Raw genomic sequence first — 22,469 nt, 5'->3', positions numbered from 1 at the left:
GGAGACCGGACGACATGGCGATCCACCTCACCAAGGAGAGCAAGATCCTCGTCCAGGGCATGACCGGCGGCGAGGGCATGAAGCACACCCGGCGGATGCTCGCCGCCGGCACGAACGTCGTCGGCGGCGTGAACCCGCGCAAGGCGGGCCGCACCGTGGACTTCCATGACCGGCCGGTCCCCGTCTTCGGCTCCGTCGCCGAGGGCATGGACGCGACGGGTGCCGACGTCACCGTGGTCTTCGTACCGCCCGCCTTCACCAAGGCCGCGGTGACCGAGGCCGCCGACGCCGGCATCGGCCTCGCCGTCGTCATCACCGAGGGCGTCCCCCTCCACGACTCCGTCGCCTTCCTCGACCGTGCGCGAAAGCGCGGCACCCGGGTCATCGGCCCCAACTGCCCCGGCCTGATCAGCCCCGGCCAGTCGGGCGCGGGCATCATCCCCGCCGACATCACCAAACCCGGCCGCATCGGCCTCGTCTCCAAGTCCGGCACCCTCACCTACCAGCTGATGTACGAGCTGCGCGACATCGGCTTCTCCACCTGCGTCGGCATCGGCGGCGACCCCGTCGTCGGCACCACCCACATCGACTGCCTCACGGCCTTCCAGGACGACCCCGAGACCGACCTGATCGTCCTCATCGGCGAGATCGGCGGTGACGCGGAGGAACGCGCGGCGGCCTACATCCGCGACCACGTCACCAAGCCCGTCGTCGGCTACATCGCCGGCTTCACCGCCCCCGAGGGCCGCACGATGGGCCACGCCGGCGCGATCGTCTCCGGATCCTCCGGTACGGCACGGGCGAAGCAGCAGGCACTGGAGGCGGCCGGCGTGCGGGTCGGCCGCACGCCCACGGAGACGGCCCGGCAGGTGCTGGCCGTCCTGGACGCCGGCAGCTGAACCCCCGCGGGGCCGGGCAGCCGTACCTCTTCCTCGCCCGAGCCCCCGGGGCCACCCCCTTATCTCTCGACCGTGCACCGAGAGCGGAGCGAACCGTATGACACCCACCCTCACCCTCAAGTCCGGCACCGCCTGGGCCGACGCCTGGCAGCGCTGCCTGACCGTCGCCCCCGAAGCCTTCCGGGACGACCGCGTCCTCAACCTCTGGAACTCCACGTGGCAGGCCGACGGACGGTCCCTGCCCGCCGTCAGCCCCGTCGACGGCAGCCCCGTCGCGGGCCCGCCCCGCCTGGACGGGGCCACCGCCCGGCAGGCCGTACGCGCGGCCCTGGACCAGCACCGCGCCTGGCGGCACGTCCCGCTGACGGAACGCCGGGCCCGCGTCGCCGCTACCCTGGACGCGCTCGCCGAGCACCGCGACCTGCTCGCCCTGCTGCTCGTCTGGGAGATCGGCAAGCCCTGGCGACTGGCCCGCGCCGACGTCGACCGGGCCATCGACGGCGTCCGCTGGTACGTCGACGGCATCGACACCATGCTCGACGGCCGCACCCCGCTCGACGGACCCGTCTCCAACATCGCCAGCTGGAACTACCCGATGAGCGTGCTGGTCCACGCCCTGCTGGTGCAGGCGCTGACCGGCAACGCGGTCGTCGCCAAGACCCCGACCGACGGCGGCGTCGCCTGCCTCACCCTGGCCACGGCACTCGCCGCCCGCGAGGGGATCCCGGTCACCCTCGTCAGCGGCAGCGGGAGCGAGCTGTCCGAGGCGCTGGTACGGGCGCCGGAGATCGGCTGCGTGTCCTTCGTCGGGGGACGCGACACCGGCGCGGCGGTCGCCACGGCAGTCGCCGACCTGGGCAAACGCCACATCCTCGAACAGGAGGGACTGAACACCTGGGGCATCTGGAACTACTCCGGCTGGGACGCCCTGAGCGCGGTGATCCCCAAGCTGTTCGACTACGGGAAGCAGCGCTGCACGGCCTACCCGCGCTTCGTCGTCCAGCGCAGCCTCTTCGACGAGTTCCTCGCCGCCTACCTCCCGGCCGTCCGCACCCTGCGGATCGGCCACCCCCTCGCCGTCGAGCACCCCGGCGACCCGTACCCGACGCTCGACTTCGGTCCGGTGATCAACGCGGCGAAGGCGAAGGAGCTGCACGACCAGGTCGCCGAGGCGATCGACCGGGGCGCCGTCCCGCTGCACCGGGGCACCCCGGCCGGCGCCCGCTTCCTGCCCGGCCAGGACACGTCGGCGTACGTCCGGCCCGTCACGCTGCTCAACCCGCCACGCTCCTCCCCGCTGCACCACGCGGAGCCGTTCGGCCCGGTCGACACGATCGTCCTGGTCGACACGGAGGCGGAGCTGCTGGCCGCCATGAACGCGTCCAACGGCGCCCTGGTGGCCACCCTCTCCACGGACGAGCGGTCCACCTTCGACCGGCTCGCCCCGCACATCCGCGCCTTCAAGATCGGCCACGGGGTGCCGCGCTCACGCGGTGACCGGGACGAGCTGTTCGGCGGCTTCGGCGCGTCCTGGAGCGGCGCCTTCGTCGGCGGCGAGCTCCTCGTCCGCGCGGTCACCCAGGGCCCGGCGGGGGAGAGGCTGCCGGGCAACTTCCCGGACCACCATCTGATGCCCTGAGCCCGTCGCGGCCCGGCCGCGCACGCTGCCGTCCGCACCGCCTCCCGGGCGACGGAAACGCAGGTGAAAGGCACTCCGAAACCTTGGTATGGTTGTCCATGTCGCCGCGGGGACCACCCGCATGCGACAGACACCTTGTCCGGGTGGCGGAATGGCAGACGCGCTAGCTTGAGGTGCTAGTGCCCTTTATCGGGCGTGGGGGTTCAAGTCCCCCCTCGGACACTTGGTTCCCACGAGGGCCCCGACCACACGGTCGGGGCCCTCGAGGCGTTCCCGGGGGTGCTGGTGGATCCGGACACGCCACGGAACAGGGCGGAGCCCCGAGGACCGAAAGACCCCCGGGGCTCCGCCTTGTTCTGGCCGATCTGTGCCGCGTACGACGCCTACCGTGCCTGCGCGCCGAATCGTATGCCGACGTTGGGCAGACCGCCCGTGCCGGGCTTGTAGGCGGTCACCGGGGCGACCGCGCCGCCGACGACGGTGTTCGACATGGGCAGGGCGTACAGGGCGCCGAGGCCGGGGCCGTACGGCATGCCCACGTACAGGTGCGTACCGGTGTAGTGGATGTTGCGGCCCAGGTACTGGTTGGCGCCGGGAGCGCCGGGGATGCCGTCGCCGTCACCCGCTTCGATCCACCTGTCGTTGGCGCCGGCCGCGGCGACCAGGGAGAAGGTGTGAACGGCACCCGCGTTGTCGGCGGTGCCGAGGGCCTCACCGGGGGCACCGACGGCGAGGCGCATGGTGGCCGCGGTGGAGACGGCGCGCGGGTCGGTGTTCACGGCGGTCAGGCTCTCGCCCATACGGTCGCCGGCCTCGGCGGTGCCGGAGACGTCGTCGTCGGCGGTGCCCTGCCACAGCTGGCGGGACTCCTGCCAGGCGCCGGCGGCGGTGACGCGGCCGACGACCACACGGCCGGCAGCCGCCTTGGAGGCGGTGCCGACGATCATGGCCTCACCGGGTGAACCGATCGCGAGCATCGACTCGTTGGCCGTCGCGGCCCCGGAAGGCCGGTAGTCGGTAAGGGTCAGCGCGTAGCCGAATTCGTCGCCGGCTTCGGCACCCCCGGAGACGTTGTCGAGGTCCTGGTCGAGGCCGAACAGCGGCTTGGGGTGGCCTTCGGCGTGGAGGGTGTGGGAGAAGACGGCCAGGTTGCCGGCCGCGTCGTCACCGCCGATGTTCTCGTTGGGCGCGCCGACGGCGATGTGGTTGGCGTCGCCCGCCACGGCCGCGCCGAAGCCGTCATCGGCCTCGACGGCGCCGGGCACGTCGGTCGAGTCCTGGTGGACGGCGACATTGGTGCCGCCGCGCAGGTAGAAGGCCATACCGGCCTTGGCCTTCCCGTTCACGGTCTCACCAGGCACACCGATCAGCAGGTACGGCTCGCCTGCGGCGGTGGTGCTCGCGGCGATGGAGTCGCCCATCCGTTCACCGGCCCCGGGGGCCGACGCCTTGATCGCGCCGGTGCCCGCGCCCTGTTCGAGGTGGGTGTTCTTCAGCGGCCCGGTGCCCAGGCCGCCGGCGGCACCGTAGAGCACGTCGACGAAACCCGCGTCGGCGGCACTGCCGACGTCCTCCAGGGTGCTGCCGACGACGAGGTCGGTGTAGCCGTCCTCGTTGTAGTCGACGGTGTCGATCGCGTCACCGAACCAGTCGCCCTGCTCGGCCGCGCCGGCCACCCAGTCGAGGTCCTGGTTGATCTCGGCGGTACCCTTGCCGCCGCCGTACACGATCCGCACGAGACCCGCGTTGGTGTCGCCGCCGACCGTGGCCGCCGGGTCGGCGATGGCGATGTCCTCGATCCCGTCACCGTTGAAGTCGGTGATGCGGGGGGCGCGGACTTTGGAGCTCACCCAGGAGGCCAGGTCGTCCACCCGGGAGATCACACCGCCGGTGCCGGTCTGCGCGGCGTCCGTGCCGTAGCAACCACCCTGGTGCGACTGGCTGCTGAGGCCGATGAGCGTGCCCGCGACGACGACCGGGCCTCCGGCGTCGCCCATGCAGGCGGCCGCGCCGTTCACGCCGGTCACGTTCGCGGAGGTGGCGGCCACCGAGTCGACGGTGTACGACCCGGTGTGCAGACGGAGCGGGGCCCACTCGTCGGCGGTACGGCCGTACCCGGCGAATGTCACTTCCTGGCCGGCCGCGGGCGCGGTGGTCGCGAGGGCGGCGGGCGCCACGTTGGTGACCGGCCGGTTCAGCCTGGCCAGGACCAGGTCACGGTCCGTGCGCGGCACGAGCTCGACGACACGGCGCTCGGCGCCCTGGGAGTTGGAGAGGTCGCTGCGTCCGATGACGGCGGTGACCGCCTTCGACGGGGCGCCGGGAGTGACCGCGAGCGAGACGGCCGGGTCTGCGGCGAAGCAGCTGGCGGCCGTGAGCAGCCATTCGGTGTCCACGAGGACCGCGGAACAGCCGCGGTCGTGCCCGCCGACGATGACCTGGGCGGTGTAGGCGTAGGTGGTGTCCGCGTCGGCGACCGGAGTACCACCGGTGACGGCGGCCGCGGGCACCGCGGACAACGCCAGCGACCCGGTGGCCAGGACGGCACCGAGCGCGGCGACGCGGGAGAGTCTGCTGGGATGCATGGGAGTGGTTACCTCAATCACAAGGCTGAGCAGGGTGGTCGGGGGAGCGGGTCCGGGCCGGGACGGCGCGCTGGACTCGGCTACTTGACCGTCCGGATCTCCACGAGCATGTGGTCGCGGCCCTGCGGGTCCGCGGACTCGCCCACCGGGGTCCAGGCGTTCTTGCGGACCTCGACGGTCTTCTCCTCGGTGCCGACGGTCATGTCGACGGTGGTGGCGTAGTCGTTGCCCTTGATGGAGTAGACGGCGGGGATCTCCAAGGTCAGCCAGCCCTCGTCGCCGACGGTGTCGAAGCAGAGGTTGTCTTCGCTGATCCGGGTCGAGATCTCGATCTGGCCGGTGCCGACCGCGCAGTCGGCCAGCGTGATGTGGCCGTCGCCGCGCTTCAGGACAATGTTCTTTTCAGCCAGAATCTCGTCGGCAAACGGGTAGTTGAAATCCTCAACGGCATAGCCGGGGGCTTCGTCCACGACAAGTTCCGGCGACGTCCCATGGGTGGACGATTCAGGGAGACCGGTGGTTACCGCGAGGATCGCGAGGGTGCCGGCCGCCGCAGCGCCGAGAATCCTCGCTGCAAGCCGATTTCTGCGCTTCCGCAGGGTCATTGTGCTGTTTCTCCTCATCGCTTCCTCAGTCCGGAACGGCATCACGGGCATGCGAAACAGGCCCCGCATTCGAGGGGCGCTTCGGTGGCTTGAAATGGCTCATCTACCGCCGTGAGCCATGGGTGTGACGGGTGATCAATCCCGTGGACCTCGTCAAGTCAACACGAACCGGGGGGATGATCCAGCACCTCATTTGTGAAGATTCCGTGAGTGACGCACGGTGACTGGGGTGAATTGTCCGGACACTGATGAATAAAGGTTTGCATTGCAGTCGAGTCCAACGGACGGTTAATAACTCGGCCGACGATTCAGTGAGTTGCTAAGGTCGGCGCAATCCAGTGACGACTATCCGCCGCATTCCGTGGTCAGCCCGGCCCGCAGGATCGCTGTGGGCCTTATCCAGCTTTCGCGAGGAATTCCCCATGCAGACAATGTTCTGGAGCAGACGCCGCGTGCTCGGCGCGCTCGCGGCCGCGACCGCCGTCGCCGCCACCCCCTCGGTCCTGCGGCCGGCCACCGCCGCGGCCGCCGACGGCACCGCGCCCGAGCCGGTACCGTTGCCGGACACCGACCGGGCCAAGGTCGTCCGCGCGTGGCTGACCGGTGGCAGGGGGGTCAAGGCCGCCGCCGCCACGGCCCTCTACGGCTCGGACACCGACATCTCGACCTTCCTCGCCGAGACGCTGCCGAAGCAGACCGTGCAGGACAACCGGGTCGCGATCATCAGCAGCCTGGACCGCGCGGGCAAGGGCCTGCGCCGTGAGGCCGTCGCCGCCCTGGAGTCCGGCGACGAAGCGATCGCCGCGTTCCTGACCAACGGTTTCCAGCCCGCCATGCGGGAGGACTTCAAGGTCGCCACCAACATCGTCGCGTCCACCGGCGGCAGGGGCGTGAACCGGGAGGCCGGTGCCGCCCTGGACGCCGGCACCGAAGCGGCGCTCGTCACCTTCCTTACCGACAAGCAGTACGACGCGCGACTGGAGGACACCCGGGTACAGGTCAGCACCATGCTGATGACCGGTGGTCCGGAGGTGCAGAAGTACGCGGACCGCGCGCTGAGCGGTACCGCGGCCGACATCGAGTGGTTCATCGAAACCGGTCAGCACATCGCCCGAGCCCGTGACCAGGAAGCGGCGACCATCGAGGAACTGGTGGCCGTCGTCGAGCGTGAGGGCAAGCGCGCCGAGAAGGAGACCAACCTGGCGGTGGAGGCCGGGGCCCGCGCCGAGACCGCCGCCGCCAAGGCCAAGGAGGCCGCGGAGAAGGCCGCCGCCGAGGCCTCCGCCGCCCAGAACGACGTGCAGAAGGCAGGGGCCGCCGCCCGCAAGGCGGCGAGCGCGGCGAAGGGCGCGGCGGACGCCGCCCGCAACGCCATCAACGCCTCCAACGCGGCGGTGCAGGCGTCCCGCCGTGCTTCCTGGGCGGCCGCCGGTGCCGCGCAGGCCGCCTCGAAGGCGGGCAGCGCCGCGACCGCCGCCTACAACGCCGCGATAGCCGCGTCCAAGGACGCGAAGAAGACGGAGGCCGCCAAGAACGCGGCGGTCGCCGCCAAGAACGCCGCCGCCAAGGCCCGCAGCGCCGCCGCCGCGGCCGACAAGGCCGCCATCGCCGGCGAGGCGGCCAGCTCGGCGGGTGCTTCCGCCGCTTCCGCCGCCCGCAACTCGGCCGCGGCCGCCGCGGCCGCGGCCCAGGCCGCGGTGTCGGCCGGTGTCGCCAAGGCCGAGGCCGACGAGGCCAAGCGTCAGGCCGCCATCGCCAACAGCGCCGCCAACCGTGCCACCAATGCCGCCTCCTCCGCCCAGGCGCTGGCGAGCGCCGCGGCCAAGGCGGCACGCACCGCGCGGGACGCCGCGAACTCCGCCGCGGAGCACGCGGACAAGGCCGCCGCCGCGGCCGAGGAGGCCGTCCTCAACGCGGGCAAGGCCATCGACTACGCCAACAAGTCGACCGCCCACGCCGACGCGGCCGTGAAGGCCGCCAACATCGCCTCCCAGGCCGTCGCCGACGCCCTCGAGGTGGAGAAGAACGCGCGCGCCGCCGAGGCGCAGACCCTGGAGCAGGACAAGCAGCAGGCCATCGAGGAGGCCCAGCAGCTCGCCGCCATCGAGGCGAACGAGCTGTCCGACGTCCGCGACAAGCGGCTCATGTCGGAGCGCACCGCTCAGGACACCCTGGACACCATCGCGAAGGCCGAACAGGCCCTGTACTCGGGTGACATGGCATTGGCGGCCACCCTGGGCCGCAAGGCCGCGGTCGTCCTGATCGACTCCCGCGGGGCCCACACCCGGCAGGCCGCCCAGCACGCCCTCGCCGGTTCCGACGACGACGTCTACGCCTGGATCGACCTCGACCGGGCCCTCGCCCAGGAACAGGACGACCGCGAGACCACCCTCCACGTGGCGGCGATCGCCGGCCCGAAGGTCGCCGCCGCCGCCGCTGCCGCGCTGGAGAGTAACGAGTCCAAGGCCGTCGGCGACTTCCTCACCATCGGCATGAAGCGGGCATCCAACGAGGATCTGCGCGTCGCCATCAACAAGATCCTCGCCGAAGGCGCGGGCAGAGCCGTCACCGAGGCCGCCAACAAGGCGCTCGACGAGAACACCACCGAGTCGCTCAACTACTTCTTCGACGAGGCCTACCCGCGGGCGCAGAAGCAGGACGACAAGGTCCTGGCCAACCAGCTCATCACCACCGCGGGCCCCTACACCGAGGCGTACGCGGAGGTCGCGCTCGAGGGACCGGCGTGGATGCTGCGCAACTTCATCACCGTCATCCAGTACCGCACGGCCCAGCTCGACCATGACACCGCCACCCACGTGGCCGCGATCCGCGGGGCAATCTCCGCCGCCGCGAAGATCGCGGAGAAGGCGCAGGAGAACGCGGCCCTCGCCTCGAAGGCCGCCGCCGACGCACGGAAGGCCGCCGCCGAGGCCCAGCAGTGGGCGCAGAAGGCACTCGACTCCGCGGCCAAGGCCGAGGACTACGCCCAGCAGGCCCGGGACCACGCCGCGGCTGCCGACCAGTCGGCCGCCGCCGCCCAGGCCTCCGCCAACACCGCCAAGAACGCCGCCGCCAAGGCCCGCACCGCCGCCCGCTCGGCCAACTACTCCGCCAACAAGGCCGTCGACTCCGCGCGCGCGGCCGTCGCGTCGTCCGCCGCCGCCCAGCGCTCCGCCGCCGCGGCCCGCGCCGCCGAACTCGCCGCCTCCGCCGACGCGAAGGCCGCCGCCCAGGCGTACGCCCAGGCCAAGAGGATCGTCGCCGAGAAGAAGCGGGCCGAGGAGATCGCCGCGGCCAAGGAACGCGCCCGCATTGCCGAGGAACAGCGCGCGAAGAAGCAGAACCCGGCCGACAACGGCAAGAACGACCAGGTCAATCCGCACGGCACCGGCGACGGCGACGCCGACGAGTGGTGGAACGACGCGCAGTTCTACGCGGACGCCGCCGACGTGATCAGCATCGGCGCCGGTCTGCTCGCGGCAGGCTGCGGCCTCGCCGCCTTCGTCTTCCCGCCGGCCCTCGCCGCGGCCGGCTTCTTCGCCGCGGTCTCCGCGGGCGCGGGCGCCCTCGGCACCCTCTTCACCGGCATCGAGCACGGCTTCACCAGCGGCGCCTTCTGGGAGTCCGCCGTCGGCACCGGCCTGAGCCTGGTCACGTTCGGCGCCTACAAGTGGGTGGGCGCGGCCGACAAGGCGCTCGGCGGCGCTCTCGTCAAGCCCGTCGTGGGCAAGATCACGGAGGTCGGCGAGGACCTGGTCTCGCCCATCACCAAGGGCCTCAGCAAGCTCTACGACTTGGCGGCCTGATTCCCTTCCGCTTCCCCGGGGGCGCCGCGATCGGGCGGCGCCCCCTCCCTCCTACGGAAAGTTCCGCCCATGCCCGGAATACGCCGCGGGCGCGTCCCTCGAAGACGTGCCCGTTCGACGGCCCTGACCGTCGTCACCGCCCTGGCCCTCGTCCTCCCCACGGCCGCGACGAGCCGGGCGGCCGAGCCGCCCGCGACGGCGAAGGCCGTGACCACCTCCACGTCCCCGGCACCCGACGCGAAGACCCACAGGAGCAGCGGGTTCGCGGACGGCTCCGGTGAGGAGTGCACCGCCACCGCGCCCGGCTCCGAGGAACGCCGCGCCGGTGCCGTCGAGTCATGCGTGACGGTCACCCCGGCCCCCGTCACCGCGAAGGCGAGGACCCGCACCGGTCCCGCCGCCACCCTCGCGGCCGCGGACGCCCCTGTGGGCAGCTGCGACATCACCAGCCCCGGCACCTACAGCTACGGGCGCTTCTCGTACTGCGTGAGCGGCATCCACGTCACCTACATCCTCCGCGACTCCAGCGGTGTGGAACTGGGCCGCGGCGTCCTGCAGGTCTCGACCAGCGCCACCCTGTCCGCCCAGGCCACGACCTGGAGCGAGCAGGTCGACGTCACCATGATCAGTGGCAGTCCCGCGGTGCCGGCCCTCGACGCCAAGTTCCGTGCCTCCTGCACGGCCGGCTGCAGGGCCACGACGACAGCCCCCTGGTACAAGAGCGACATCGTCGTCGGCGGGAACCTGAGCGGAGCCGTCAAGTACAGCTCGTCCCCGGCGGCGGGTACCGCCGTGTCGTTCACCACCGGGTACAAGATGTACGTGACGTCCCCGGGCGCCACCGCCGTGGACCCGAACGCCTCGTGGGACAACCCGCGCACCATCCGCTGCGACGACGCCGTCGGCGGCACCTCGGTGGCGGGCTGTGCGGTTCCGTCGGTCATGCCCGAGCTGTCGATGAAGGCGACCGCTGCGGACGCGGGCGGCGCCGTCGCCTCCTACGCGTGGGCCCAGAAGAACCTCAGCGGAGCCTGGGGGAAGAAGGGCAGCCCGCTGACCCGGTCGACAAGCGGCGTGGCCGGCCGCACCGCCACCACCTGCGGCGGCTTCACGGCCGAACCGGAGCTCGTCGACGCCGACTCCTGCGCCGACTTCCCCTTCGGAGAGGCGAAGGAGGGCGGTGCCCCCGGCGACCGGTGCGTCGAGGTGATCCCCAACCTCGGCAATGGTGAGTGGGACACCTACATCCTCAACGACGCCCGTGTCGTGGACCCCGCATCACCTTGCGTGCAGGCCCACGTCACCCCCGCCGAGAAGCAGTTCGCCGACGCCCAGCTCGCCGACGGCTTCAGGGACTGGCGGGTGATCGACGCCGACGAGTTCCAGCTGACGTTCTCGACGCCGGACACAGGACCGCAGGCCAGCTGCCTGAACGACCCCCCGCCGTCCGGCTCGCTTCCCAACGGTGACGGCTGGTTCAAGAACACCACCGAGCCGGTTCCGCTTGTCAACAAGACCGCCCCGGCGGACGGGCCCGGACTGCGGCCGACCGAGGCGCAGGCATGCCTGGGGAGGAAGACCACCAAGGGAAGTGGAACCAGCGATCCCATCACCGGGTGGAAGGACGCGGAGGAGTTCAAGAAGGCGAGCGGAGTCACCAACGGCCTGGCCCGGTGCCATCTCATCGCGAGGATCCTCGGCGGCAAGGGCACGAGTGAGCTCACTCGGTTCAACCTCGTCCCCTGCTGGCAGTCCGGGATGAACACGGGCACGCCCAGCATGCGGACCTACGAGGACATCGCGCAGAAGATGATCCAGGACTCCAGCTCCGGTCTCGGAGCGAACGATGCGATCCTCTACCAGGTGACACCTGTCTACAAGGACGCGAGCAGCACCATCCCGGTGGGTGTCACGATGCGCGCCGACATCCAACGGGCGAGCGGGACGACCGAGGAACTCTTCCCCAACGTCTACGTCACCAACACGCTCATGAACACCGGGACGCTCAACCTCGGTAACTGACCGACACATCGCACCAGTTCACGCCTCGGGAGCCGGCATGAGTTTCACCACCCCACCACGGCCGTTCGACGTGACGGCCCTCTTCCCTCAGCTGGCCCCGTTGGCGCGCACGGCGACCCGGCTGCACCCGCGGCCGGGATCGCCGACCGTGCACGACAGTTCCGTCGGCGGGCCGCTGCTGTGGCCCGCCCACGAGCCGTGGCCTCACTGTGACGAGCCGCACGACAGTGGCGCGGCGTCGGCGGTGCGTTCACCGGACGACATCCGGCTCCTGCGCCGCATCCGCGCCGCGTCGGCCGAGCGGCTGCACCTCGATTCTGAGGCACCCGAGTGGACCTCAGAGGAACTGGAGACCCTGCAGCGGCTCAAGGCGGACCGTCCGTGGTTCGACGGACGGATCCCCCTCCTCCCCGTCGCCCAGCTCTACGCCCGCGACATCCCCTTTCCGCGCCCGCCCGGCGTGGACCTCCTCCAAGTCCTGTGGTGCCCCTTCGACCACGCGGAACACCCCCATCCCAGGACCGCACTCTTCTGGCGATCCTCCGCAACCGTCGTCGATGTCCTCGACGCACCGCCCGAGCCGCCGATCGTCCAGGACGGCAGCTACCTCCCGGAACCGTGCCTGTTCTCGCCGGAACAGGTCACCGACTTCCCCCACCCCAGGGAGCTGGACGAAGAGCTCCGGGACCAGCTGGACGACATGAGCCGCTGGGAGTCGATCGCCCCTGCGCAGTACATCAGTTACGCGGACGACCCGGGCGAGCTCTACCTGGGCAGCCTGTCCACCGCCCCCGGCTGGAAGACCGGCGGCTGGACCAGTTGGGGCGACATCGACCCCGTCGACCGCCCGTGCCCCGAGTGCGGCACCGAGGAGGTCCCACTCCTCACCATCGCCTCCTCGGAGTGGGACGGCATCAGCGAGTCCTGGATCGCCGAGCAGGACCGGACGACTCCGGCCCCGCCTCCCCTGGGCGCCCGGGACGGCAACTTCACCCTGATCGACATCGTCGGCGGCTACAACCTCCAGCTCCATGTCTGCCCGGCCGACCCGTCCCACCCCCACATCGAACTGGTCCAGTGAGCCACTCCGGCGTCACCGCTCCGGAGAGGCCCTCTCCGGAGCGGTGACGCCGTGCGGTCGGGCGGCGCCGGGAGTCGCGGTAGAGGTTCGCAGGAACTCCAGTCACGCGAATGCGCGTTCGCCCCCGGCGGCGGAGCGGCGAGCGGCAGGGAATCCTCACGAGCAGGCGCAGGCCCTTGCCCTGCCCGAAATCCACCGACACCAGAGAGACGCGGGCAACATGACGACGGACGCGTTCGACTGGGCGGGTGACCAGATGTGCGTCACCTTCAGCCGGGACCTGGACCCCGCCGAGGTGTTCACCCGCTACGGCGCCGCCCCGGCCCGTTCCCGCCTGCTCGACGCGGACGCCGCGGCCGACCTGCCCACAGGTCGGTTCGCCGACGGAGCGGTGTCTCTCCTGCGGTCCGGAAGGCTCGGCGACTGGACGTTCTGCGTCGAGGAGGACGGCGTCATCGGCTCATGGCCCGAACTCCTCACCGCGCTGTCCCGCGGCACGGAGACTTACAGCGTCCTGTCCACCGAGGGCCTCGTCGTCTTCCAGTACTGGCGCGACGGCCGGTGCGTGGAGAACTTCGAACCGGACCTGGACCAACCCCCGTCCGTGGGTCCCGGTCCCTGGTGGGACAGGGTTCGGGAAGCCCTGGCCGAGCGTGAGGGCTCCGGAATGGCCCCCGTGGTGACCCTCGTCCTCGACCACCTGGGCCTCACCCTGGACGACGCGACCCTGGCCGCCCCCTGGCCCACCGTGACCGTCGCGGAGGACGACGCCCCGACCGCACCGCGCGGCGACTCCTACGCGGGCGAGGGCCCGGTCCCGCCGGGCGCCGTCGAGATCTTGTAGGCCCCGGGCCGTCCCTCGTCGGCGAGGTGACTCAAGAGGCCGTCCCCTCCAGCACCGTGATCTCGCTGATCGGCGGCCGGCCGTAGAGGGCGAGGATCTCGTTGGCGAGGGCGATGATCCGCAACGGGTTGTCCCGCTGCCGGCGGGCCTCGATGCCCGCGGCGAGGAGCCCGGTGGGCACGGCTCCCGCGTCGAGGAGGACACGCCACTCCGCGGGCGGGAGGCTCAGGTACTCGAGATGGATGAGCCGGGATATCTCGCACGGATCGGCGAGTGTCCCCTCGTACGCACAGAGGGTCCGCAAGCGCGGCAGGCCGAACACGGGGGCGAGGCTGAGGGGCTCCTCCTTCCACACTCCGATGCTGAGGACCTCCAGACCAGGGTGGGCGGCCGCCTCGATGCTGGGAACGGAGACGTGATTGACGTGGGCGACGAGCGGGGGTCGTTCGACCCTCGGCACCGGTCTGCCGCCGAAGTGACGGTGGACGACCATGTCGGTGAGGGACTCGGCGACCAGCCCGGCACCGATGTTCCCCTCGTGACCGATGATGATCACTTGTCCCACGTGCCCGTCCGGCCCTGGGGTGACGTCGACGGCGATACGGTCCCCGCCCCCGTTGTCACCGAAGACGATCCAGCCCGGCGAACCGACGAGTTGCTGCACGGAGTCCTCAGGCCCCGTCTCGACCGCCTCCTTGGCGCCGAACCGCCACAACACGTCCCGGGACGCCGCGTCGGCGACGTACACCTCGCCGAGGGGGAACAGCTCGCAGCCGATGATGTCGTACGGGTCCCGGGAGTCGTCCCAGTCCTCGTACCGGCCCCGGACGACCTGGTACAGGGCCCTCAGCTCGGGGGGAAGCGGCACGCCGAGGCGCGCCTCGGCCGCCGCGATCTCCTCCTCGGTGGCGCCCACCGCGTCCGGAAGCCGTTCGCGAAGAGTGCGCCGTAGCAGTTCCACGTCCGCGGACGCGGCCGGCACCGCGTCCGGCACCGGATCGGGCAGGCGGCGCACCGGCTCGGGCAGCGCCCCGTCCGCGAGGAGGAGCGTGCCGGGGTGCGCGGTCGCGATGCCCGGCTCGGCGGAGGCGCTCGGTTCGATCAGGTGCAGCCGGACTCCACCGGGCGTGGATGAGGCCTCCACCACGAAAGAGACACCGTCGCTCCCGTCCTCCTTGAGCGCCTCGACGACCAGGCCCACGGCGTCGAACTCGTCCTGGTTGTCCGAGACCAGTGAGGCACGCCCCGGCCGCGGGGGCCGGTACGGGAGGGGAACACTCCACGCACCGGGACTGATCTGCCCCGAAACGTGCCCGTCGGGCGCGGAGAGCGTGTCCGCGTGCGCGGCGTGCAACAGGCGCAGCAGGGGCTGCCAGGTGGTGACGTCATGGAGCGAGGGCACGGGAGGTCTCCGAGGTGTGATGGATGGTGACGGCTACAGCAGGACGAGCAGCTTGGTCTGCGGGACCAGCTTCCGGTTGACCGAGGTCGACTGGACGAACACCGTGTAGGCGTCGTTGCTCCCCGGCGTCACCGTGACCTCCGTCGACGGCAGGCCGAGGAGCTGACGGGCGGCGGGACCGGTGAACACCTTCCCGGTCATGCGGCCGGTGGCCGGGTCCTTCTCCGCCACCGCTATCTGCTTGCGGGCCTGGATCTTCTCGCGCTTGGACAGCTCGTAGAAGGCGCAGCCGGTCCGGTACGGATGGCCGGCGCTGGTGACGAAGTCGCGGATCGACGTCGGCTGGTCCACCGGGATCAGCACGTACTTGCCGGCGCCCAGGGCCTGGAGGCTGGACTTCACGTCCGCCGCGCTGAGGTCCTGGCCCATCGCGAAGAGGTTCCTGGTGCCGCGCACGCCCTGCTCGCGGTCCCGCAGGAACCTCGTGGCCGCCGACTTGACGGCACCGATGGCCTCCTCGACGCCCTGGTCGGAGTCCGCGTCCCAGATCGAGATGTTGCCCGTCGGGAAGCCGTACTGCTGGGCGGTGCGCTTGGCCAGGGAGTTCGGCACCATGATGGCCGAGGTCCAGTGGTCGGGAAGGCCGTTCAGCTTGTCGGCGATCCTCTCGCGCCACTCGTCCAGCACGGCGCGGCCGTCGGGCATGAGGTCGTGGCGCGAACCGGTCGTGTCGGCGCCGGAGGCGTTCTCCTCGCCGTCGGTGACGACGACCTGGAGGAAGCTGTGCTCGCCGTACTCCTCCCAGATGTGACCGAGGTCGTCGAGCGCCTTCACCGACGCCTGGATCAGCGCGGTCGCGCCGTTCTCGACGGTGTACAGACCCCGCATGGACGGCAGATGCTTCACGTCCATGTCCCACACCAGGTTCTCGACGAGGTGGTCGAAGGCGTAGAGGCTGATCCGCGTCTCGTGCCCGAGCCGGTCCGACTCCTCCGCGAGCCCCTTCACGAACTCGTCGACGACGCGCACCAGTTGCTCCGAGTGGCCCTGCATCGACCCGGACTTGTCGATGACGAGAGCGACGTGGTTCACGAAGTGCTTCTTCAGCCGGTCCTTCACCGTGGCGCTCATCGCGTCCATCCCTTTCCCCCTCGGCCGCCGGGGAGTTCCCCAACGCCCTTTTCCGCGGGCGGACGTGTCCGTCCGAGGCGTGAACCCCGGACGGATCCTGGTCCGTCCAGATGATGGCTTCACCTTACGGAGGGGCACTGACAACGGGGCTGAGCTGCGGTTCCCCGTGGTTTCGGGGGTGTGCCCGACACGTCTCGATTACTTCACGGTGCTGTCCCGGTTGCGATCCCGCCGTGGGGACATCGCAGAAGCCTCGCTAACGTTCCAGGTCACAGGGGCCACGTCCGTATGTGAGGTACGGCATGGCCCGCACGTTCATGTTCCTGACGCTTCACGGGGGTACGGCGAAATGGCCGAGCGAAACAGCACGTCGGACGACGGAACGGCGGGGGAGCCGGGGTTCTCTTCCCGCCGGCGTCTGCTGCGGTTGGCCGCCGGGGGTCTCACGCTTGCCGCCCTGACCACCGGCGCCGTCGGCTGCGACGACGGTGCGGTGGAGGCCGAGGACCCGGAAACCGCCGGCGGCGAGCAGCCGAAGGGTGACGACAAGAAGCCCGGCGACGACGCCACGGGCGGGGACGGCAAGGCACCGAAGCCACTGTGGACGAAGACGACGTCCGCGGAGACGTACGGGGACAACGACGAACTCGTGGTCGCCGCCGGTGTCGTGCTCGCCAGCGGCAGCCCGCTGGCCGCCCTCGACACCGCGACCGGCAAGCAGAAGTGGTCCCTGCCGGACGGCGTGGTCCCCGGAGCGCCCCTGCTGCTCGGCAAGGACACGCTGTACCTGGCGAGCAGTCAGTACGACGGTGCCGTCACCGGATACGATCCGGCCTCGGGCAAGGAGACCTGGCGCAGCCGCCTGGGCACGGGCTACCGGCAGCCGCGGCCCGTCGCGGTGGACGAAACACAGGTGTACGTCATCGCCGAGATCCTCGAGGAGGACGGGTCGTCGAAGACCAACGTCATCGCGGCCCTCGACAGCGGCACCGGCAGGATCGCCTGGAAGGAACAGCGCGACCTGGGCACCATGCAGAACGGCATCCACGCCGCCGTCCGCGGCCGCCACCTCGTCTACACCGACTTCAGGAAGAACCTCACCGTCCGCGACACCGCCACCGGCGGACAGGTGTGGACACGGAAGACGACGAAGACGAACTACGGCTTCTTCGCCGTGCACGAAAATCTGGTCATCGTCCCGCAGGGGAACGTCCTTCAGGCCTTCGACCTCTCCTACGGCACCGAGAAGTGGACTCTGAAGTCCTCGGAGTTCGACCTCTTCAAGGAACCGGCCGTACTGGAGGACGTGCTGTACATCGCCGACAGTGCACGGACGTTGCGGGCGGTCGACCCCCGAACGGGCAGGATCCTCTGGCAGTCGACGTCCCTCGCCGACGCGGGACTCCAGGTGCCGCGCCAGTACGTCAAGGTGGGGGACACCCTCTTCGGTGCCACGGACCTGGACGCGAAGGGCGGCATCATCGCCATGGACGCGAAGACCGGTGACGTGCGCTGGACGTTCAACGACGGCAGCGGTGACCACCACGCCTGGTTGGCGGCCACCGACGGCGAGCGCCTCTTCGCCCTGCACGGCACCGCACTGCACGCACTGCCGGTGTGAGGCACGGGCCGGCCGTGTGGCCGGTTCGCCCGTCCGCGGGGTGCGTGACCGGTGTGTCGCACAAGCCGGTCCCGCCCTCCGCGCCCTGGTCTCGGCGTCACCGCCCCGTCGGCCCCGCCCGGCGGGGCGCCGCGCCGACGGGTGAGGTGCGCTCAGGGGCGGCCCGATCATCACAGTGTCCGGTGTTCCGGTCCGTGGTACCGGCATGCACCATTGTCGGCCGACTTGCGGAGACTTCTCGCCGCACCGTTGAGTGACGCTGTTCATGGTTGATGGTTCATCTAAAACTGGGCTCCATCGAGCTCCGACCGGAAGGAACCACGACTATGAAGAGCCGACCCAGGAAGCTGGCGCTGGGTGCCGTGGCGGCCGTCGCCATGAGCCTCGCGCTCCCGGCGGCCCCCGCCTTGGCGACCGAGGAGATCGACTGTGGCGCGGGCACGGATGCCGTGCGGGTGACGTACCTGGAGAACGGCACGGAGCACAGCCGGTGCTGGACCGGACCCGGTGACGTCTCGCTCGGACAGGGCGGGGTCACTTCCTTCTCCTCGGGCGCCCACGAGGTGGTCGTCTTCTGGAGGACGAACCTGGGATGGGACGTCTCAGTACTCCCGCCCCACACTTTGGCTCCCTTCACCGGGGCCGGCACCCACCACGTCTACGGATTCCACGTCAGGTGACCGCCGACGGCGGCAGGCCGGTCCGCGTCGGGAGTGGCGACCGGGGGGGCTCCGGCCGGGTCCGGTCACGGCTGACGTTCTTGATGCCGACGCGCCGCGGGTGAACGGTACGCAGAAGCCCTCCGCGTCCGGTTGTCGGACGCGGAGGGCCTCTGTGGATCAGAGGGATCAGGGGGCTCAGGAAGCCGCCGCGGTGACAGCGGCCTCCTCGCGGGCCGTTGCCTCGACGGCCTCGCCCTCCTCCAGCCCCACGTCCTTCGTCTCCCGTCCGAGCACCAGCGCCACGAGCGTCAGCAGGGCCATCGAGGACAGGTAGACGCCGACCAGCCAGGGCGAGCCGTCGCCGGCCTCCCACAGGGCCACCGCTATGAACGGGGCGACGGCCGCGCCGAGGATCGAGCTGACGTTGTAGGAGATGCCGGAGCCCGTGTAGCGCACGCTCGTCGGGAACAGTTCCGGCAGCAGCGCGCCCATCGGGCCGAACGTCATGCCCATCAGCGTGAAGCCGAACACCAGCCACAGCACCACGCCGACCGTGCCCAGGCCGATCAGCGGCACCCAGACCAGCCCGAACACCAGGATCCCGGCGGTGACCGCGATCAGTGTGGCGCGCCGGCCGTACCGGTCCGCGAGCGGGCCGGAGATCAGGGTGAACGCCGCGAAGAACAGCACACCGAAGATCATCATCAGCACGAACGTCGTGTAGCCGTAGCCCAGTCCCGGCACGTCGGCGTCCTTGGCCGTACGGCCGTAGCTCAGCGAGAACGTCGTCATCAGGTAGAAGAGCACGTACGTCGCCAGCATGAAGAACGTGCCGAGCACCAGATGCTTCCAGTGGCTGCGGAACACGGTGGCCAGCGGCAGCTTCCGCACCAGCCCCGCCTCACGCGTCTTGGCGAACACCGGCGCTTCGACCAGGCGCATCCGCACCCACAGGCCGATCGCGACCATCACCGCGGAGAACAGGAACGGGATGCGCCAGCCCCAGTTCAGGAAGGCCTCGGACGGCTTGGAGGGGTCGGCGCCGGCCGCGGACGGCAGCAGCGCGCCGATGGCCAGGAACAGACCGTTGCCGATGATGAACCCGAGCGGGGCGCCCAGTTGCGGGAAGGTGCCGTAGAGGGCGCGTTTGCCCTTCGGGGCGTTCTCGGTGGCGACCAGGGCCGCGCCGCTCCACTCGCCGCCGAGCGCGAAGCCCTGCGCCAGCCGCATCAGCACCAGCAGCGCGGTCGCCACCCAGCCGGCCTGCGCGTAGGTGGGCAGGACGCCGATGAGGAAGGTGGCGATGCCCATGGTGAGCAGGGACGCCACGAGCGTTCCCTTGCGGCCGAGCCGGTCACCGAGGTGTCCGAAGACCACCGCGCCGATCGGGCGGGCGACCATCGCGGCACCGAACACGGCGAACGACGACAGCAGCGCGGTGGTGGGGTCGCTGCTGGGGAAGAAGAGCGTGGGGAAGACCAGTACGGCGGCGGTCGCGTAGATGTAGAAGTCGTAGAACTCGATCGTCGTGCCGATGAGGCTGGCGATGAGTACGCGTGAACGCGAGTTGACGGGAGCCGGGGCCGGACTGGTGGTTGGTGCGGGCATTTCACGGTCTTTCCACGGGGAACGATCACTCCACATTCTCAGAAGGTCTCACGTCTCAGGAACAGCGTTCCAGCATGTGAGACGAATGCGGTCTGACCTGGACGCGGAAAATACGTGGCCGCGCGGGGACCCGTATCCGTACACTCAGCGGGCAGACGCCGCCCGCTTCCGGGCCGCGCACCGACCAGGGGGGAGTCAGGGCCATGCGTGACCACACCGCTGCCGCCGCTCCCCGTTCCCGGTCCCGCCGGGCCGTGGTGATCCTGGTGTCTCCGGCCGCCCGGTGCCCGCTGCGCGGCCGGCACCGGATGCCCTGACGCACGTCCGACCCGACCCCTCCGGCGAGGGATGCTCGGCGCCGTGCGTCCGGGGGAGATCGCGCTGCCCTTTTCCGGTTCCCTCCGAAAGGCCACGGGCCATGCGCACCACCGACCCTCTCGCCGTCGTCCGCAACCTCGGCATCCTCGCCCACGTCGACGCCGGCAAGACCACCGTCACCGAGCGGATCCTCTACGCCACCGGCACCACCCACAAGCGCGGCGAGGTGCACGACGGCACCACCGTCACCGACTTCGACCCGCAGGAGCGCGACCGCGGCATCACCATCTTCTCCGCCGCCGTGAGCTGCTCCTGGAACGGTCACCGGATCAACCTCATCGACACCCCGGGCCACGTCGACTTCGCCGACGAGGTCGAGCGCTCCCTGCGCGTCCTCGACGGCGCCGTCGCCGTGTTCGACGCGGTCGCCGGGGTGGAGCCGCAGAGCGAGTCGGTGTGGCGGCAGGCGGACCGGCACGGCGTCCCGCGCATCGCGTTCGTCAACAAGATGGACCGGGCCGGCGCCGACCTCGACGCCGCCGTCGCCTCCATCCGGGACCGGCTGCACCCGCTGCCGCTGGCCGTGCAACTGCCGGTCGGGGCCGAGGACGCCTTCACCGGGGTCGTCGACCTGCTCGGCATGCGCATCCTGACCTGGACCGACGACGGGGAGGCCCGCGACCCGTCGCCGGTGCCGCACGCACTGCGCGAGGAAGCGCTGCGCAGGCGACGGCTGCTGGAGGAGGCCGTGGCGGAACTGCACCCGGCCGCGCTGGAGGAGTTCTGCGACACCGGCGCGCTCGGCACCGGGACGCTCACGGCGGCCCTGCGGGACCTGACCGCCCGCGGTGAGGCCGTGGTCGTCCTGTGCGGCTCGGCCTACCGCAACCGCGGGGTCGAACCGCTGCTGGACGCCGTACTCGCCTACCTGCCGTCACCGCTGGACGTGCCGGCGGTACGCGGCACGTACGACGGCACCGAGCAGAAGCGGGCCGCCGACCCGGAGGCGCCCCTGGCCGCCCTCGCGTTCAAGGTGAACGCCACCGCCACCGGGCGCCTCACCTACCTGCGCGTCTATTCCGGCACCATCGAACAGGGGGACACCGTGCGGAACGCCACCACCGGACGCTCGGAGCGCGTCGGGCGCATCCTGCGCGTCCGGGCCGACCGGCACGCGCGGCTGGACCGTGCCGTCGCCGGTGACATCGTCGCCGTGGTCGGGCTGAAGTCCGCCCGCGCCGGTGCCACGCTGTGCGCGCCGGACGCGCCGCTGGTGCTGGAGCCGCCCGGTGTCGCCGAACCCGTCGTCTCGGTCGCGGTCGAGGCGCTGCGGAGCACCGACACCGGCCGACTGGCGCAGGCGCTGGCCCGGCTCGCCGAGGAGGACCCCTCGCTGGTCGTGCGCACGGACGCCGAGACGGGACAGACGGTGCTGTCCGGCATGGGCGAACTGCACCTGGAGGTCGCGGTGGAGCGCGTCCGGAGCGACCACGGACTGGGTGTCGCCGTCGGCCGGCCGCGCGTCAGCCACCGGGAGACCGTGGGCCGTGGTGTGTCGGGGTTCGTGTACCGGCACGTCAAGCAGGACGGCGGCGCGGGCCAGTTCGCGCACGTCGTGCTCGACGTCGAGCCGCTGGACGACGCGGAGCGCGGCTTCGAGTTCCGTTCGACGGTCGTCGGGGGCCGGGTGCCGCAGGAGTACGTCCGTGCCGTCGAGGCCGGCTGCCGGGACGCGCTCGCCGAGGGGCCGCTGGGCGGTCACCCGGTGACGGGTCTGCGGGTGACGCTGACCGACGGGTCGACGCACGTCAAGGACTCCTCGGACACCGCCTTCCGCACCGCGGGCCGGCTCGGGCTGCGGGACGCCCTGCGGGTGTGCACGATGGTGCTCCTTGAGCCGGTCGCCGAGGTCACGGTCACCGTGCCGCAGGACGCGGTGGGCTCGGTGCTCGGGGACCTGGCCGCGCGCCGCGGCCGGGTCGGCGGCTCGGCCACCCGGGCGGGCGCGGCGGTCGTCACCGCGACCGTGCCGCTGGCCGAACTCTTCGGCTACGCGACCCGGTTGCGCAGCCGCACCCAGGGCCGCGGCACCTTCACCAGCCGTCCCACCGGCTACGCGCCGGCGCCGGCGCCCGCCACCGCGCGGTAGCGCGAGAGCCCCGCGGCCCCTCCCCGTCACCCCGACGGGGAGGGGCCGCGGGGCGGCCGGTACCGCGCACTGTCCAAACCCTTGACGCCACGCTCCG

Annotated in this window: 14 protein-coding genes and 1 tRNA gene; 10 read left to right on the top strand and 5 right to left on the bottom strand. The window is 71.2% G+C overall.

Annotated features, from left to right (window positions below; genetic code table 11):
* The first annotated feature begins 14 nt into the window (after positions 1-14).
* The 3 genes from sucD to B100_RS0107260 all read left to right on the top strand — a co-directional run bounded on the left by sucD (position 15) and on the right by B100_RS0107260 (position 2,760).
* Positions 15-899: a succinate--CoA ligase subunit alpha gene (gene sucD, locus B100_RS0107270; RefSeq protein WP_024883777.1), complete on the top strand. Its 885-nt coding sequence runs from the start codon at positions 15-17 to the stop codon at positions 897-899.
* A gap of 97 nt (positions 900-996) precedes the next feature.
* Positions 997-2,538: an aldehyde dehydrogenase family protein gene (locus B100_RS0107265; protein ID WP_024883776.1), complete on the top strand. Its 1,542-nt coding sequence runs from the start codon at positions 997-999 to the stop codon at positions 2,536-2,538.
* Between the two features lie 137 nt (positions 2,539-2,675).
* Positions 2,676-2,760: transfer RNA gene (locus tag B100_RS0107260), tRNA-Leu, on the top strand.
* A 161-nt stretch (positions 2,761-2,921) separates the two neighbouring features.
* On the opposite strand, the gene B100_RS0107255 is transcribed toward B100_RS0107260, so the two are convergent.
* Positions 2,922-5,123, bottom strand: coding sequence for a trypsin-like serine protease (locus B100_RS0107255; protein ID WP_024883775.1), 2,202 nt, complete (start codon positions 5,121-5,123; stop codon positions 2,922-2,924).
* A gap of 80 nt (positions 5,124-5,203) precedes the next feature.
* Positions 5,204-5,728, bottom strand: coding sequence for a hypothetical protein (locus B100_RS33745; protein WP_024883774.1), 525 nt, complete (start codon positions 5,726-5,728; stop codon positions 5,204-5,206).
* Positions 5,729-6,150: 422 nt separating this feature from the next.
* Between B100_RS33745 and B100_RS0107245 the strand changes: the two genes are divergently transcribed.
* The 4 genes from B100_RS0107245 (at position 6,151) to B100_RS0107230 (ending at position 13,481) form a co-directional block, all read left to right on the top strand.
* A complete protein-coding gene (locus tag B100_RS0107245) occupies positions 6,151-9,534 on the top strand; it encodes an ALF repeat-containing protein (protein WP_024883773.1) in 3,384 nt (1,127 codons plus the stop codon).
* A gap of 69 nt (positions 9,535-9,603) precedes the next feature.
* Positions 9,604-11,556 (top strand): DNA/RNA non-specific endonuclease, encoded by a 1,953-nt coding sequence (locus B100_RS0107240; protein ID WP_024883772.1) that lies wholly within the window; start codon positions 9,604-9,606, stop codon positions 11,554-11,556.
* A gap of 37 nt (positions 11,557-11,593) precedes the next feature.
* Positions 11,594-12,637, top strand: a complete 1,044-nt coding sequence (locus B100_RS0107235; RefSeq protein WP_024883771.1) for a hypothetical protein — start codon at positions 11,594-11,596, stop codon at positions 12,635-12,637.
* 220 nt (positions 12,638-12,857) lie between these two features.
* Positions 12,858-13,481, top strand: coding sequence for a DUF6461 domain-containing protein (locus B100_RS0107230; protein WP_037722509.1), 624 nt, complete (start codon positions 12,858-12,860; stop codon positions 13,479-13,481).
* A 31-nt stretch (positions 13,482-13,512) separates the two neighbouring features.
* Here the strand turns inward: B100_RS0107230 and B100_RS0107225 are convergent, their stop codons facing one another.
* Together B100_RS0107225 and B100_RS0107220 are read right to left on the bottom strand one after the other, a co-directional pair.
* Positions 13,513-14,883, bottom strand: a complete 1,371-nt coding sequence (locus B100_RS0107225; RefSeq protein WP_024883769.1) for an SMI1/KNR4 family protein — start codon at positions 14,881-14,883, stop codon at positions 13,513-13,515.
* A 33-nt stretch (positions 14,884-14,916) separates the two neighbouring features.
* Positions 14,917-16,023: a vWA domain-containing protein gene (locus B100_RS0107220; protein ID WP_078540753.1), complete on the bottom strand. Its 1,107-nt coding sequence runs from the start codon at positions 16,021-16,023 to the stop codon at positions 14,917-14,919.
* Between the two features lie 340 nt (positions 16,024-16,363).
* Between B100_RS0107220 and B100_RS0107215 the strand changes: the two genes are divergently transcribed.
* Together B100_RS0107215 and B100_RS0107210 are read left to right on the top strand one after the other, a co-directional pair.
* Entirely contained in the window at positions 16,364-17,635 is a 1,272-nt protein-coding gene (locus tag B100_RS0107215) for a PQQ-binding-like beta-propeller repeat protein (protein WP_024883767.1), read from the top strand.
* Between the two features lie 326 nt (positions 17,636-17,961).
* Positions 17,962-18,315: a hypothetical protein gene (locus B100_RS0107210; RefSeq protein ID WP_024883766.1), complete on the top strand. Its 354-nt coding sequence runs from the start codon at positions 17,962-17,964 to the stop codon at positions 18,313-18,315.
* Between the two features lie 177 nt (positions 18,316-18,492).
* Here B100_RS0107210 and B100_RS0107205 read toward each other — a convergent pair whose 3' ends face one another.
* Positions 18,493-19,905: an MFS transporter gene (locus tag B100_RS0107205; protein ID WP_024883765.1), complete on the bottom strand. Its 1,413-nt coding sequence runs from the start codon at positions 19,903-19,905 to the stop codon at positions 18,493-18,495.
* Between the two features lie 418 nt (positions 19,906-20,323).
* Between B100_RS0107205 and fusA the strand changes: the two genes are divergently transcribed.
* Positions 20,324-22,372 carry an elongation factor G gene (gene fusA, locus B100_RS0107200; protein ID WP_024883764.1) on the top strand — a complete coding sequence of 683 codons (2,049 nt, stop codon included), beginning with the start codon at positions 20,324-20,326 and terminating at the stop codon, positions 22,370-22,372.
* Positions 22,373-22,469 lie beyond the last annotated feature (97 nt).

Source organism: Streptomyces sp. CNH189, assembly GCF_000527195.1.
This window is presented reverse-complemented; position numbering and strand designations above follow the sequence as displayed.